General features: G+C 40.0%; 14 protein-coding genes. 5 read left to right on the top strand and 9 right to left on the bottom strand.

Annotation, left to right across the window (positions count from 1 at the left end):
- The 3 genes from QI30_RS16305 to QI30_RS16295 form a co-directional block, all read right to left on the bottom strand.
- Positions 1 to 4,914, bottom strand: coding sequence for a S8 family serine peptidase (locus QI30_RS16305; RefSeq protein ID WP_233600621.1), 4,914 nt, complete (start codon positions 4,912 to 4,914; stop codon positions 1 to 3).
- Between the two features lie 195 nt (positions 4,915 to 5,109).
- A complete protein-coding gene (locus QI30_RS16300) occupies positions 5,110 to 5,349 on the bottom strand; it encodes a hypothetical protein (RefSeq protein ID WP_233600620.1) in 240 nt (79 codons plus the stop codon).
- Between the two features lie 14 nt (positions 5,350 to 5,363).
- Positions 5,364 to 5,576 (bottom strand): DUF4017 family protein, encoded by a 213-nt coding sequence (locus QI30_RS16295; protein ID WP_126991642.1) that lies wholly within the window; start codon positions 5,574 to 5,576, stop codon positions 5,364 to 5,366.
- 94 nt (positions 5,577 to 5,670) lie between these two features.
- Here QI30_RS16295 and trxA point away from each other — a divergent pair, with 94 nt between their 5' ends.
- On the top strand, positions 5,671 to 5,979 hold the full coding sequence (trxA, locus tag QI30_RS16290) for a thioredoxin (protein WP_126991641.1): 309 nt from the start codon (positions 5,671 to 5,673) through the stop codon (positions 5,977 to 5,979).
- A gap of 67 nt (positions 5,980 to 6,046) precedes the next feature.
- Here trxA and QI30_RS16285 read toward each other — a convergent pair whose 3' ends face one another.
- Complete coding sequence (locus QI30_RS16285; protein WP_126991640.1) at positions 6,047 to 6,517, bottom strand: hypothetical protein; 471 nt, start codon at positions 6,515 to 6,517, stop codon at positions 6,047 to 6,049.
- A 463-nt stretch (positions 6,518 to 6,980) separates the two neighbouring features.
- Between QI30_RS16285 and QI30_RS16280 the strand changes: the two genes are divergently transcribed.
- Complete coding sequence (locus QI30_RS16280; RefSeq protein WP_126991639.1) at positions 6,981 to 7,823, top strand: phosphotransferase family protein; 843 nt, start codon at positions 6,981 to 6,983, stop codon at positions 7,821 to 7,823.
- A 68-nt stretch (positions 7,824 to 7,891) separates the two neighbouring features.
- Entirely contained in the window at positions 7,892 to 9,400 is a 1,509-nt protein-coding gene (locus QI30_RS16275) for a PAS domain-containing methyl-accepting chemotaxis protein (RefSeq protein WP_126991638.1), read from the top strand.
- Between the two features lie 157 nt (positions 9,401 to 9,557).
- Here QI30_RS16275 and QI30_RS16270 read toward each other — a convergent pair whose 3' ends face one another.
- The gene (locus QI30_RS16270; RefSeq protein ID WP_126991637.1) at positions 9,558 to 9,743 is read right to left on the bottom strand and encodes a hypothetical protein; all 186 of its coding nucleotides are present in this window, start codon (positions 9,741 to 9,743) and stop codon (positions 9,558 to 9,560) included.
- Between the two features lie 155 nt (positions 9,744 to 9,898).
- Positions 9,899 to 10,789: a LysR family transcriptional regulator gene (locus QI30_RS16265; RefSeq protein ID WP_126991636.1), complete on the bottom strand. Its 891-nt coding sequence runs from the start codon at positions 10,787 to 10,789 to the stop codon at positions 9,899 to 9,901.
- Positions 10,790 to 11,041: 252 nt separating this feature from the next.
- On the opposite strand from QI30_RS16265, the gene QI30_RS16260 reads away from it, so the two are divergent.
- Positions 11,042 to 11,776 (top strand): alpha/beta hydrolase, encoded by a 735-nt coding sequence (locus QI30_RS16260; RefSeq protein ID WP_126991635.1) that lies wholly within the window; start codon positions 11,042 to 11,044, stop codon positions 11,774 to 11,776.
- Between the two features lie 47 nt (positions 11,777 to 11,823).
- Positions 11,824 to 12,144 (top strand): SCP2 sterol-binding domain-containing protein, encoded by a 321-nt coding sequence (locus QI30_RS16255; RefSeq protein WP_126991634.1) that lies wholly within the window; start codon positions 11,824 to 11,826, stop codon positions 12,142 to 12,144.
- A 41-nt stretch (positions 12,145 to 12,185) separates the two neighbouring features.
- On the opposite strand, the gene QI30_RS16250 is transcribed toward QI30_RS16255, so the two are convergent.
- From QI30_RS16250 to QI30_RS16240, 3 genes are read right to left on the bottom strand one after another with little or no spacing between them, the layout of a single operon-like run.
- Positions 12,186 to 12,587, bottom strand: coding sequence for a DUF1801 domain-containing protein (locus QI30_RS16250; RefSeq protein WP_126991633.1), 402 nt, complete (start codon positions 12,585 to 12,587; stop codon positions 12,186 to 12,188).
- Between the two features lie 12 nt (positions 12,588 to 12,599).
- A complete protein-coding gene (locus tag QI30_RS16245; protein WP_126991632.1) occupies positions 12,600 to 13,760 on the bottom strand; it encodes an iron-containing alcohol dehydrogenase in 1,161 nt (386 codons plus the stop codon).
- Positions 13,761 to 13,771: 11 nt separating this feature from the next.
- Positions 13,772 to 15,286: a CoA-acylating methylmalonate-semialdehyde dehydrogenase gene (locus tag QI30_RS16240; protein WP_126991631.1), complete on the bottom strand. Its 1,515-nt coding sequence runs from the start codon at positions 15,284 to 15,286 to the stop codon at positions 13,772 to 13,774.
- Positions 15,287 to 15,319 lie beyond the last annotated feature (33 nt).

The raw sequence follows: 15,319 nt of genomic DNA, 5'->3' as shown, positions 1-15,319 counted from the left end.
TTATTTTGATTTTGCTACAATAATTTTTGTACCTTTTGAATAATTGCTTGATGAATCTTTCGCTTTTACATAAAGTGTTGTTGCTGCTTTTTGTTTTGGTAGACGCAGTACGTAGTTTCCTTTTTTATCTGTCTTCGCAGTTGCGATGACTTTACTATGTTTGTATAAGTAAACGCGTGAACCTGCTTCTGCTGTGCCTTTAATTGTTTTTGTCGATGATTTTACCTTTGTAGTTACTTTTGGTTTTGCTGGTGCTACGGCATCGACTACTTTACCTGTTTTTTTCGTTTCATTACCCGCCGTGTCCGTTACAGTCATACGCCATTTTGCATTGCCTTTTAAGTTTTTAATTGTGAACGTGTATTCACCATCTTTATTGGCTTTTTTCGTATATGTTTTGCCGCCAACTGTTAGCTTAATTGTGGCACCTTTTTCTGTTTTGACAACAATCTTATTGGTTTTATTTGATGCTTTGACAGACGTTACTTTTGGTGCTGTTTTGTCTATTACTGTAATTGTTGTTACTGTTTCTTTACCGTCTTTAGATGCAATAAGTGTTAGCTTTGTATCCGCAGCTTGTTTCGGTACCTTAATTGTAAAGTTACCCGCTTCATTTGCCGTCGCTTCACCAATTACTTTATTCCCGACTTTCACAACTACTGTTGCACCTGGTGTTGTTTTACCTGTGATTACACCTGTTTTACCCGAAACTTGTGCATTTGGCGTCGGTGCTACTGGTGGCACAATGACAGTGGATGCTGCTACCTTGAATTTAGTTGCTGATTTCACAGCACCTAATGGGCTACCTGCAATCGCAAGCTGTAATGTATAATCGCCTGCTTGTGTTGGTGCATTTAGACCATGAATATGGTTGTAGAACATTTCATCTGAAGCTTTTGATACAACATTCCCCTCTGCATCTATAATAGAAGCAACTGGTTTCACGCTACCAGATACAGCGGCGTGTGTTTCACTACCATGCGCTACTTCATACGACACTTGGCCATTACGAAGAACATATGAACCTTGCTCTTCTTCATCTGCAATTGTGTAGTCATTTGTTTGATTAACTAATACAGAGGATAATTGGTTGCCATACGCATCATTAATATGCGCTGAAGCACTTACTTCTTCGCCTGCTTTATATGTTGTTTTTGGTAACTCAACCTCTGTTGTTAACTGACCGCCAACTTTCCAAGTAGATACATCGCCTGTTGTAAAGCTTTGCGTTCCTTTTGAGAAGTAGTAATTCCAAATTTTATTGTTGTTTTCCGTATCACCAAAGCCAAGACGTACTTGCATATTCATTTTTAAATCGGCTGGTACATAGAAGTTATGACCTGTACGTAATGTCGCCGTGAATGAATCGCTATATTTATTATAAGGATATAAAATTGCCCCGCGGAAATCTTTAAATCCTTCTGTATCTGCTTTAATTTTCACTTGTGCTAAATCTTGTTTGTTGAATGTTACGGTGTTATTCGCACCTTCTGTATCATCTACAGTCACTTTATCATTTAAGAAATAGTAGTTATCTTGCTTCCCTTCTGCATCTGGTAATGTCACATAATTCCCTTCGATAACATAACCATTATCTTTTTCTGCTTCTAAAAAGACAGAGCTATGTTTGTACACTTGTAGTGTATTCGCTGTTGGATACGCTTCTTGACCGTCTACAGTTACCTTCTTCTTAATCATTAATAGCTTCGTCGAAATATTATTCATCGCTTGGTCGCCATCTTTTGGATCAACCGTCACTTCTGTCATATTTTCTGGAATTGTAATATCTTGCTGTAAATCTGACAATTCGTCAAATTGACGATAGATAAAGCCGAATTTCCCGCCTGAATTTGGTACATTATAGCGGATGATGGCGATATTTCCGCCTTCTAAGCTACTTGTTTTTAAATTGTCTGGAATATTTAATACTTTCGTGCTATCTGAGTTACGGTTATAGTATTGATTCCATTCAATATTGCCATTTTCATCTTTTTCAGCGCGTAATAATGTTGTATACGTGGCGACATTGGCACCCTCTGCATCTTTTAGCGCTAATGTTGCGCCAGAATCCACTAAATTCATCGTTAAGGTTTTTTCAAGACCTTTTGTTGCATCTGCAGCCTGACGTGTTAATGGGCTCGGTTTCGCTGATACCGTAATATCATACGTACCTTGTGTATACTCTACAGATGTTAAAACGATAAATGAATACATATAATACATACGATTGGCAGGGTTTGTAGCATTTTTCGTATCACTATCTAATAAGACTTTGCCGTCACTATTACGCTTGATGTTATAGTTTGCATAAATATTACCGAAATCTTTTGATTCGATTTTCCATTCTTCGTCATCTGCTTTGATTTCGGTTTTTCCTGTTTCCACATCTTTTTTGTAAAGCGCATCTTCCTCTGTTAATGAGCCACGTTTCATCCCTACTAATTGGTTCCCGTATGCATCGCTAAACATTTGTTTTGTATAGAAGGCTTGATCCGCTTTATAGGCATCATTGGCATTATCACGCTCAATATACGCTACATTACGTTGTTTAGCATAACGTGCGACTGCTTCTTGGTCTGCTTCTAATGTCATATCGACTTGACCGCCAGCTTGTAGTTTTGTTGTTTCTCCTGTTTTAACGGTTGCTTTTGTTGTTTCAGCGAATGAATAAATCCAGTTTCCTTTACCATCATTCGTATCATCTGCCACTTCAGCGTCGATTAAGTATTGGTAGTCACCAGGTGTTACATAGAAATTACGGCCTGTTGCGATTCCTTCACCAAATGCTTCGTTCATTGCATCGTTATAAACATATAACACCGCATTTTCTAATTTCCCATTATCGTTATTCACAGTGATTTGGCCTGCTTGTGCTGTATCAAATGTCAGACTTCCGGGTGCTGTGATTTTTTCATCTGTTTTAGATAAGAAATACGTATCGCCATCTTGTTTTGCATAAGCAAAAATGTTGTACGCGCCTTTATCTAAATAAACGGTTGGGCTTTCGCTAGCACCTAGTTTATTAATGTCTGTCATTTCACCGACTGTATTTCCTTCATCATCTTTCATTGTAATGAAGTATTGCGCGCCGTCGATGCCTTTGCCGTCTTTACCTGTTGTTTCAAGTGCTACTTTTTGTGTATCATCGCTTGTTAATGTAATTGCACCTGTTGTATTTAATTCACGAGAATACATGAACCATGAGTTTTTGCCTTCTGCGTCGTCAAATTTACCTTGTACAACAACACGCACATCTTTTAAATCTGTGCCGACATAGCTTGGTACACGTACAGCGCCTGCATTATCCGTACCGCCTGTCCAAAGCTCTGAATAATGACCTTCATCGTCTTTTTCGTATAGCTTCACTGTCGCACCTTTTGCTACATTACCGTTTGGTGATTGAACACTAAACATATAGCCTGAAACTGGCGCGTTTTTAATATGAATTGTACGCTCTGATGCATCTAATTCTACGCCATCTTTATCATAGGCTTTCACTGTTACCGTGTAATCGCCGTCTGCAAATGCCGTTGTATCAAATGAGCTTGTGAATTGATGATCTTTTACTGTACCTGTTGCTACTTCTTTATCACCGACAAATACGCTCATTGTTTGTACCGCATCATTTGCTGTTGACACACTGATAGGTGTCACGCCAATAACATCCGCGTTTTTCTTCGGCGCGTTTACAGTGAAGGCATCGATTGAGACATTATTTTCTAATGCTTTTGCGGCATTTACTTTACCGTAACCTGTTTCTCTATCATGGCCTTCTGTATTTAGGTCTGTCGCTGTTTTTGTTAATACTTCTGACACTTCATTTGCAGAGGCATCTTTATGCTGTGCTTTGTATAAAGCGGCAACTGCTGCGACGTGTGGTGCCGCATAAGATGTCCCAGTGCCTGTCGTATAATAACCCGTTTCGTCCCCTAGGTCACCAGCAAGTGATGTACTCACTACCCCAACACCTGGTGCAACTAAATCGACTGTTTCACCTGTGTTCGAGCCAGCATAAACTTGGTCTGATTTGGATACAGAACCAACCGAAAGTACATTATCAAGTGCTGCAGGGTAATTTGTATCTGCATTCCCACCGCCATTACCTGAAGCAGCTACAACAACGATGCCTGCTTGTGCAGCTTCCTGTACGGCTGTATCGATTGCTTCACTGTATTCACCTGAAAGACTCATATTAATAACGTCTACTTTTTGGTCAATCGCATAACGAATCCCCTCAGCGATATCATTTGCTGTTCCTTCACCATTTTTTGCCATCACTTTTACAGGTAAAATTGTGACATCCTCTTTCCCAGCGACACCCGCAATCCCTTTTTCATTATTCGCATTGGCAGCAATAATACCTGATACAAATGTTCCGTGACCTTGGTCATCGTTACCTGTTTTATTGTCTGCTGCACTGTCAACAAATGTTGCACCTTCAAGTACACGACCTGCTAAATCTGTATGTGTTGCTTTCACACCAGTATCTAAAACTGCGACTGTTACACCTTCTTTTGAAGCGTCTTCAGCTTGTTTCCAAGCATTTTCTGTATCAATCGCTTTTAAATTCCATTGATTTGTATAAAATTCATCATTCATTGCTGTATCATCAGCAATTGTATAAATTTTGTTTTCTTCTACAAACTCAATATCTTTATCTGCTTCTAATGTTTCAACTACTTCATCTACATCTGATACGGCAACGTCGATAACCGTTGTTTGATCATGTTCAGAAACAATTTCTGCGTTCAATGCTTTCGCTTGTTTTGTTGAAATTTCTGCATTTTCTTTATGTTGAACAAGTAATTGTGTCGTTTCTACTGTTGTTTCTGCCTGTGCTGATAATGTTGTTGGTAAACTTGTTGATGCTGTTAGGGCAACTGTTGCCGCCGTTGCAAGTGTTTTTTTCATCATTTCTATGTACTCCCTTTGATAATCATTTTCATTTTATCTCGAAAAGAATCATAATTGAAAATGATTATCAATGTCAATGATTTTTCTCGTAAAAATACAAAAGATAAGTCATTATACGGATAAAATTATCATCAATAGGGCAATTTTTTCTAAAAAAAAGCGCCCCACCTTAGTGGGAACGCTTTTTTGCACAATTTACTTATCATGCTTATATTTTTTTGAGCTTGAGGACGTGCTTTTCGTATCCTCACGATTTTCCAGTTTTTCATCTTTCACTTTTTCATTTAGTTCTTCTACAGGAATCGGGTCAACGAACATCATTTCCTCATCCTTATCAAAAAGACTTTCTGTATCTGAATTCACTTGATCTGGGCTATCCATACGCTTAAAATCCGTATCTTTTTTCTTATCTTCCTTGTTCATTCGGTCACTCATAAGCTGACACCTCCTTAAACATTATTTTTATGGTCTTGACGTTTTTTGCGACGATTAAAGAACCAAATAAATAAAAATGCAAAGAAGAATACTGGTAAAGCAAGTCCTTGTCCCGCTAAAATTTGAGCTGCAACACCTTCATCTGTGCCTCGGCTCGTTGCTCTTGTAATAAAAACCCCTAATGCGACTAAATATAGCACAATGGGTATCCATAATAATTTCATCATACTCGATTCCCCCTTATAAAATAATTAACCTATCTTTCAGTAATTAAACACATATCGTGCTAAAATAAAGACAATATTAAAGGAGGCTATAACGATGGCAATTGTGAATGCGTCGGATCAAACATTTTATGAAGAGACAAAATCAGGGCTTGTACTTGTTGATTTTTGGGCAACTTGGTGTGGACCGTGTAAAATGTTAGCACCTGTGTTAGAAGAACTAGCACAAGAAATTGATGTGCCGATTGTAAAATTAGAAGTCGAAGAAAACTCTGCTACTGCAGGTGAATATGAAGTAATGTCTGTACCTACATTAGTGTTATTGAAGGACGGCGAAGTAGTTGCAAAAACGGGTGGCTATCAACCAAAAGAAGCTTTAATTGATTTTATTAATAGCTATCGCTAATAAATCCGTATAAAAAAGCACGTCTAACGAATAAAATGGTTAGACGCGCTTTTTATATTGTTAGAATTTAAAGAACGTATTTAATCGACGTTGTGGCATGTGTTAGTAATTCATTAACGGTGGCATCTTCTACTTGGAGCTCGAGCACATGCGCTTTGAGGAGACGGTGTTGTACTTTTTCAGCCTCTGCATTGTTTACCCGAAATTCTAGCATGCTTAAAATTAATTGAATTAACTCCTCATACGCGCTTGGTGACTCTACGAGATTTTGTACATAGCCACGTTCTTGCCATTTCATTTGTTGTAATATTTTGATAATTTCAGACATGGGCGCATATAAATCATGTACCTCATAATAATAGTCATTTCCCTGTAATTGCTCAAAATGCGTACGGTCTGACATTTTCCAAAGAAGGGCAAAGGTTGTTGTATTCGTACAAAACTCCTCAATTAATTGCATCCAATTCATTTTTAATTGTGTAAAAGAACAACTATGTAAATGCGTTTGTAGATTGGCAAAAGAAATTTCCCGCTGCATTTATGTGTCCTCCTTTAACAGTTTTTTTCTCTATAACAGGAACAAAAGCGCCCTTTCTCATGGAAAAGGCGCCTTTGTTTTGTGATAGAGGTTTGGTATGCGGTAAGGGATTTACCGTGTAACAAATTGCATTGGACGTTTTTGCTTAGGCTAGCACCAGCGCCCAACTGGTTAGGCATTTAAAAATAGGGATTTGACTAGCAAAGGAGCATAGAAAATGTTTCCGCTTCATTTCCTAATAACGCCTGTAGAGTTTTCTCCATAAAAAAACCACTTTCGCTAGTTCTTATACATATTAACTCATTTTTTCTACTTTGTGTAGCTTTTTTCTAAAAAATATACCGTATGACATATATTTTATATTCCATTTAATGCTAATTCCTTATGAACCACTATTCAATTATTGAATTTCTTTATCATTCTCGTTAGAATAAGACCAACTTAATGATAACGGGGGGTAGACATGGAAAAAATCAAAAAAATAACCAAAGGATTTTCTGGAGAAGAAAAATGGCTCGTGCATTATGAGCAAAAACAATGCCTTTATCGACAATTTGATCCGCAGCAATACACACAAAAAAAGCAGGAATTTTCATTGCTACAGCAACTTTTTTCTACTGGTACACAGACCTATGAGCCGCTAGAAATTGGACCAAATTATATGATAACGAGCTTTTTAGAAGGATTGGATGCAGAGGATACAATTGGCACGCTTACAGCGACAGAGCAATATCAAGTCGGTGTGGATGCAAGCGCTGATTTACGTCGCATTCATGCGATTAAAGCAAAGGAAAATACATGGGCAAGCTATCAAAAAGCTAAATATGAGCGTTACCGAAAAACGTATCATGAACGAGGGTACACATATGATTTTATGCCTGCAGTCGAGCAATTTATCAATGCACATCTCCATTTATTAAACGGGCGCCCTACCCATTTACAGCATGATGATTTTCATTTGCCTAATTTAATTATTCATAACCGCCACTACGCGGGTGTTATCGATTTTGGGCGCTTTGATTGGGGTGACCCGGTTTGGGATTTTGTAAAACTCGGCCTCTTTAGTAGAGAGCATAGCATTCCTTTTTGCATTGGATTACTTGAAGGCTATTATGATCACCACTTGCCTGATGATTTTTGGACACTTTACACGCTATATGCCGGTATGCTTGCCTTCTCTTCTATCATTTGGGCGGATAATATCGGCCAATTACAAACAACGTTGCCTCATGTTGAGCAGATGATTCAGGACCCCCATGGCTTTCAACATATCATTCCTTCGTGGTTTAAATCGATAAAATTTTAAACTTTTATTGTTTTTTATGCCAAAATATAGTAAATTATTCATAAACAAACTTAGAAAAGAGGGGTAATATGTTCTCATTTTTACAAACAACAGCAAAGGCTAGTTCCTCTCCACTTTTAGCCGTTATCGAATCATTGGTCGAAAATCTCGAAGCGGGTGGAAACCTTAACCTTACCGCTGCGATTCAACACCTCTCTCCTCACGAACAACAACTTATTCAAAAACTAACTTCTTATATAACACAACAGCATGAACGCCTTGCACAGCATGATCAGTTATTTTCAACAATTTGTAATACAGCAAACATTGGTTATTGGGTTGCAGATGTTATGCATGGTGATTTGATGCATACGGACACAAAGTTAATAATGAGCGATGAATTGAAAGCGCTAATAGGAACGCTTGGCGATGATACAAAGCGTTCCATTATGCATTTTATTCATGAAGATGATGTCGTACATATTAAAAATGCACTCGCGACTGCGCTTCAAACAACAGCAGAGCGTATTGAAGAGCAATGTCGCCTTGTGACACCACTGGGAGAAATCCGCTATATCGATTGTCATATTCAGCTTCTTTATAAGGAGCAAAAACTTAGTAAATGCTATGGCGTCATTCACGATCTAACCGCTCAACATATTGAAAAGCAGCGCTCAGTGCAACTACTTGAAAAACATGGATTAATTACCGAAGTCATGTATGAATCACCTTGGCATGTCCAAGTGAAAAATCCACAAAACTTAGCAGATGTTCAAAATACCGTGTGGTTTTCAGAGCAATTTTTAACAGCTTTTGGTTATACGAAAACGACACAGCCACAAACGTATAAGGATTTTGCAAATCTCATCCATCCAACAGACCGCGATGGCACAAATCCTATATTTAAAATATGTTTTAGAGAAGCGAAGCAAAACGGAAAAGCACAATGCGAGTTACTTTACCGCGTACGAGATAGCTACGGACGTTATATTGCGATGAGCAATCGGATTATTATTACATGTAATACAAATGGCATCGTGGAACATATTGTCGGTGTGATGCGTGATATTACATTAGAAAGTCAGGAAAAGGAACGCGGAGAGCATATGAAAGCAGGCATTCAACAATTAAATGCAAGCATTGATGAAATGACCTATGCTATGCAGGATATGCACAATCATGTAGGCGAATTGACGAATGCTCAGCAGCAATCAGCGAATGCCGCAATTGATGCTCATCAACGTGCGGACAATACCCAAAATATTTCATCGATGATTCGTGGCATTGCAGATGAAACGAATTTATTGGGCTTAAATGCCGCAATTGAATCTGCGCGTGCGGGTGAACAAGGAAAAGGCTTTGCCGTCGTTGCGGATCAAGTGCGTAAACTAGCGCTAAATAGTGCGGGTGCTACAGAAGATATTGAGCAAAGTTTAACCGATTTAAAAGTGCAAATTGATACGATTTTAATGCATATGGACCGTATTAATTCCCTTGTATCTACACAAAAAGCCTTGAGTGATTCTGTCACAACAGCGGTTGAGCATATTCAGGAAATGAGCACACAGCTCGCACAAGTTGCGACTTTAAACGGCTAATATATGTAAAAAGAGGCTGGGATAAAACACGTCATGTTCCTTTTTTAGCGTTCGCAACGAAAAACCGGAACCGCACTATAGCGCGATTCCGGTTTTTCTTATGCTCATAGGAACGGTTGTTTTTATACGTATGTCAAAGCCTCTTTTTAGTATGTATCTACTTGTCATCGGTGGCCTCTCGTTTAACGTATGAAAAAATCGCTAAGACCAATAGAATAAGCGGAAAAACAAGCCATAAAAATGGTACGTGATAATCTTCCACTAATTCATCGAAAATGTATAAAACCATCAAAAAAGAGCCGGTTAGTAAAATGGCTTCTGGCGTATTTAAACTTTTACTCATTGTATGCCTCCCTTAAATATCAAAAAAGTATTATTTTTATCATACTTCTTTTAAGGAAATAATGAAATGAGGAACGTTTCAATGCAGTTTTAAATACGGCCAAAATACTGTTTTTGAGTGCCTTTTCTTTAAGAGCAGCTACCCTTTAGCATCTCTTACAGCTCTGGAAACCCTTTAAAATAATGAACAAGCTGCTCTTTCATTTCCCGCACGACAGCTGTTTCGACGACTTCCTTATTTGAGCAAATGCCGATATGACGCGCTGCTTTTTTTCCTTCAATCGGAATTTGCACGAGATCATTAAAGGCTAAATGCGTTAATTTTGGTAAAAATGAAATACCGAGATTTGCTGCAACGAAGCTTGCAATCGTTTGAACTTCTTCTCCTTCAAAGCTAATGGCTACTTGGATGCCCGCTTCTTTCAATAAATCATTTGATAAATGACGAAGCGCAAAGCCTTCTTTTAATAAAATAAACGTTTCGTCTTGTAATTCTTTTACGGTCAATGTTTCTCGCCCTGCGAAACGGTGTGTCCGTGGCAACGTCACAAATAATTCCTCTGTTAATAGCGGTTGCCATTCAATATTTTTTTCAGTGGCTACATGCGTTGTGACACATAGGTCAATAATACCTTGTGCTAATAAATTTTTGAGTGCCTGTGAATTGTTTTGAACGAGCTTCACGCGCACATTCGGATGTGTGTCTTTGAATTGCTTCATAAAGAGCGATAAATAAGTCGCACCAACCGTATGAAGAAATCCAAGCGTTACCTCACCGGTTTCAACACCACTCATTTCTGACAAACGTGTTTTGACTGTTTCCATTTCTAAAATGATGCGATTGGTACTTTCTAAAAAGAGCTCGCCAAATTTATTTAATCGAATGGAACGGCCATTACGATCAAATAATGACACATCCAATTCCTCTTCAATTCGCATAATAGCACGGCTTAATGCTGGTTGTGATACCGAAAGCTTCTCTGCTGCTCGCGTCATATGTTCCATCTCTGCTAAAACTTTAAAATAATGAAAATGATGCCATTCCATTATCACGTCACCCCTTATGTAACTTGCGCATGATTTTTATGATTACGATGTATTATACTCCATTAAAGCGCTTCCATTTAGAAATTTTGCTTAATTCAGGGCGAACAGCTCATAGATACTAGATTTTTAGTACTAGATTAGAAAATATATACACATTTCACTTATGCATTTTTCGCATGATTTTATTAAAAATAATGTATTATACGTTCATTTCATTGTGTGATAGGCTTTTTTTAGAAAAGAGGTTACAACATGAACATTAAATCCCCTGAGCGCTTATTTTTAGAAGGCGGTAAACATGCAGTGCTACTGCTTCATAGCTTTACGGGCACAGCCAATGAAATGAAACGTACAGCAAAACATTTACATAAAGCAGGCTTTACTTGTCTTGCACCAATTTATGCAGGACATGGGCAGCATCCAGAAAAATTTTTCCAAACAGGTATTGCAGACTGGCTACAAACAGCGCGCGAGGCGTATTTGTTTTTACAACAGCAAGGCTATGAAAAAATTACGATTGTCGGTCAATCACTCGGTGGCGTCATTGCACTCCATTTAGCAGATGAAGTGGCACCGCAAGCACTTGTGACGATGTCATCGCCCATTGTCGAACGGGAACTTAGCGGCCTAGAGTCACGCGTAAAAGCCTATACAACATATTATTTACGCATGCGCGACATCCCTGAGCCAGAAGCCTTTCATTTTGTGGCGACGCACTTCCCTCGTCCTGAGCATAAATTACATGCGTTGCAGCAATTTATTTTAGCGACATCTGATTTACTAGCGAATATTAACTGTTCTGCCCTTATCTTGTACGGCGAAGCGGACGCGCACATTTATCAGCATAGTGCCCAGTTAATTTATGACGGACTTGCCTCTACAACGAAGCAGTTACGTGGCTATAAGGAGGCCGGGCATCTTTTATCATTAGCGCGTATTCCTGAAATTCATGACGATATTGTCGATTTCCTTGCGGATGAATTGTAAATTTTTAGAAATCATTTTATGATGAGAGGAAACAGGGAGGTAGTTAGATGACAAATCAAGCGATAGAACAATTTTTATCAAAAATTCAGCAAGACCCAGCTGGTTTAAAAGGTTACAATGCACGTATTCAATTTGACTTTACCGATACAGCAGAAAGTACGCTCATTTCATTTGATGGCAATAATGCACATGTCGCAAAGGATGCGCAGGCACCCGACTGTACCGTATCAATTTCTAGTAAAAATTTTGAAAAGCTTACAACGGGGCAAATGAATCCACAAACAGCTTTTTTAATGGGCAAATTGAAATCAAAGGGTGATATGAGTCATCTACTACGCCTAAGCAGCCTCTTAACGTATTATAAATAAACAAAAAGCCTTCTAGGGGACACTCCTTAGAAGGCTTTTATTTAGTGTTGCTCGTATACTTTAATCCACGCATCAGGCGTCATCTTCTCGACTAATTCGCCTAATAGCTCATACGGAATATGCGTCGCATTCGTCAAACGAATACAACTTTTTCCCATTTGTAATTTCGTTGTCACTTCTTCCTTGTAGCGCGTCGTAAACCATTGTAGTAGCTCCGGATTGGCATAGATGCCCATATGATACACCCCAATATGATGCTTTTGCGGAATCACGCTTAAAAAAGGAAGCGGTGTACCGGGCGTCACATGATAACCTTTTGGGTAATCACGTAGTGGCACAACATAGTGAGTGCCGCCATGCTCTTCACATTTTTCAAAGCCTACGGGAATAGATTTGTCAATAACAGCGATGAGCTGCTCATATGCCTGCTGTTGGTCCTTCATCACAACACCTCATTAAAACACATAATGATAAACATCCTTATACAGCTGCGCTAGCTCTTCTTCTGTCGGGATGCGCGGATTATTCGCTGGACTGCCACTGGCTATCGCATCAACGACCATTTTTGGAATCGCTGCATAAAACGCCGATTCCTCAATGCCATAACCCTTTAAATTTGGAATGTCTAAGCTACGACATAATGCTTTTACAGCCTGAATGACTTCCTCAGCAAGCTCCTCCTCGCTCAGATCGGCTGTTTGCTCAATGAAAAACGGCGCCATTTTTGCAAGTTGCGGCGTACAGTTTTCCTTTGAAAATTCAAGCACCGCTGGTAACAGCATCGCATTTGAAATACCATGCGGGACGTGGAATAGTGCACCGATTGGGCGAGACATGCCATGTACAAGCGCCACAGAAGCATTTGAAAATGCCATCCCCGCTTGCAACGAGCCAAGTGACATCGCCTCACGTGCCGCCAAATTGTGACCATCACGATATGCCGGCAGTAAGTTCGCGGTAATTAATTCAATAGCAGACAGCGCCAATTGATTCGAAAATGGATGCGCTTTGCGTGATAATAAACTCTCAATCGCATGGCTCATCGCATCAACGCCGGTTGCAGCGGTAATATGCCGTGGCGACGATACTGTTAGCTGTGCATCAACAAGTGCCACATCTGGCATAAAGGCTGCATCTTTAATCATCATTTTAATGTCTTCTGCAGTATTCGTAATAACCGTCACATCGGTTGCTTCACTACCCGTTCCCGCTGTTGTCGGAATCGCAATATGCGGAATCGGTAGCTCGGTAATGGGCGTCGCACCGTGCATATAATCCCCAATATAGCCGCGATTTGTTGCCACAACCGAGATGGCCTTTGCCGTATCAATACAGCTACCGCCACCAATAGAGACAATGACATCACATTGATGTTCACGTAAAAGCGCAAGTCCCTCATTTACATAAACGTCTAGTGGCTCTGATGTCACCCCTGTATACGCTACAGAGGCTTGCTTTAAATGCGCTGCACATTGTGCCACAACCCCTAAATCTTCCATAATCGGGTCACTAATAATTAACGCGGTCGTCCCTAATTTTTGCGCATGGTCCCCAAGAGTTTGAAAGGCGCCATTACCATAAACAATTTTTGCCGGAGAATGTACTGTGTATGCCATCTGAAACCCTCCTAATCATTACTTGGGAACGCGAATGTAGAGCCCATTTGAGAGCCCGCTTCTGGCCAGCGTTCCGATACGGTTTTTGTTTTTGTAAAGAAGCGCGCCTGATCTGGGCCAAACATATGCCCCTCGCCAAAGCGTGAATCTTTAAAGCCTGCAAAATTATGATAGCCAACTGGAATCGGAATTGGCACATTGACACCGACCATGCCCACATCGATTTCTGTCGTAAATTTACGTGAAGCATAGCCATCATTTGTGAAAATCGTCACGCCATTGCCAAGCTCATGCTCATTAATGAGCTGAATGGCTTCATCAAGTGTTTCCACGCGTACGATATTACGCACCGGGCCAAAGATTTCTTGCTCATACACATCCATGCCTGGCTTTACGTGGTCAAATAAGGTCGGGCCAATGAAGAAACCTTTTGATTCGTTGACGATAGGAAGCTCTCGACCATCACAAACGATTTCGACGCCCTCTTCTTCCCCCTTCTTAATCGCCGCAAGCATCGCTTCCTTCGCCTGCGCTGAAATCACCGGGCCGAAATCGGTATCCGCCTCTTCATAGGAGCCTACTTTTAACGCTGCTACTTTTTGTTTTAAAATAGCGACTAAGCGCTCAGCCGTCTCTTGTCCTACGGGCATAATCGTTGATAATGCCATACAGCGCTGTGATGCTGCACCGTATGCCGCGCCCATAAAGGCTTCTGCCACCTGTTCTAAATCCGCATCTGGCATGACAACCATATTATTTTTGCCGCCGCCAAGTGCTGTGACACGCTTGCCGTATTTTGCCCCTGTTTCGTAAATATATTTTGCAACAGGTGTTGAACCAACAAATGAAATCGCCTTAACCGCTTTATGTTCGAGTAATTCATTAACCGCATCTTTATCGCCATTGATTACCGTCCAAATGCCATCTGGAAGGCCGGCTTTTTTCCATAGCTCACTAATAAATAATGCTGTCATTGGGACTTTTTCAGAAGCTTTTAAAATGACCGCATTCCCGACTGCTACTGCCATACTTGTTTGTGCAAGCGGTACCATAATTGGGAAATTGAACGGCGAGATTGCCGCGACAACGCCTAGTGGATATTTTGCAGAATACGCATTAATATTTCCACCAACATTGACCGAATATTCCCCTTTCACTAAATGCGGAGCGCCGATTGCTAAATCAACAGATTCAATACCACGCGTCACTTCGCCTTTCGCATCTTCTATCGTTTTTCCGCTTTCACGACAAATAATAGCTAAGAGCTCATCTAAATGTTGTGTTAATAAATTGCGGAAATTTAACAAAACCTGCGCACGCTTTGCGACAGAGACATCACGCCATGCCGGGAATGCTGCCTGTGCCTCTGCAATGGCCTCACGTGTTTCCTCTCTAGTCGCGAGTGGCACTTTCGCAATGACTTCTCCAGTTGTCGGATTAAAGACATCACCAAATCGTCCGCTCTGCCCTTCTACGTTTTGTCCTCCGATAAAATGCGTTAATGTTTGAATTCCTGTTGTTTCCATATCGTTCGCCTCCCTAAATTTTAAAAAATTCTG

The sequence above is a fragment of the Candidatus Kurthia intestinigallinarum genome, from assembly GCF_003991225.1.
Taxonomy (GTDB): Bacteria; Bacillota; Bacilli; order Bacillales_A; family Planococcaceae; genus Kurthia; species Kurthia populi.
The sequence above is the reverse complement of the archived record's forward strand: the minus strand, read 5'-3'. Positions and strand labels throughout refer to the sequence as shown.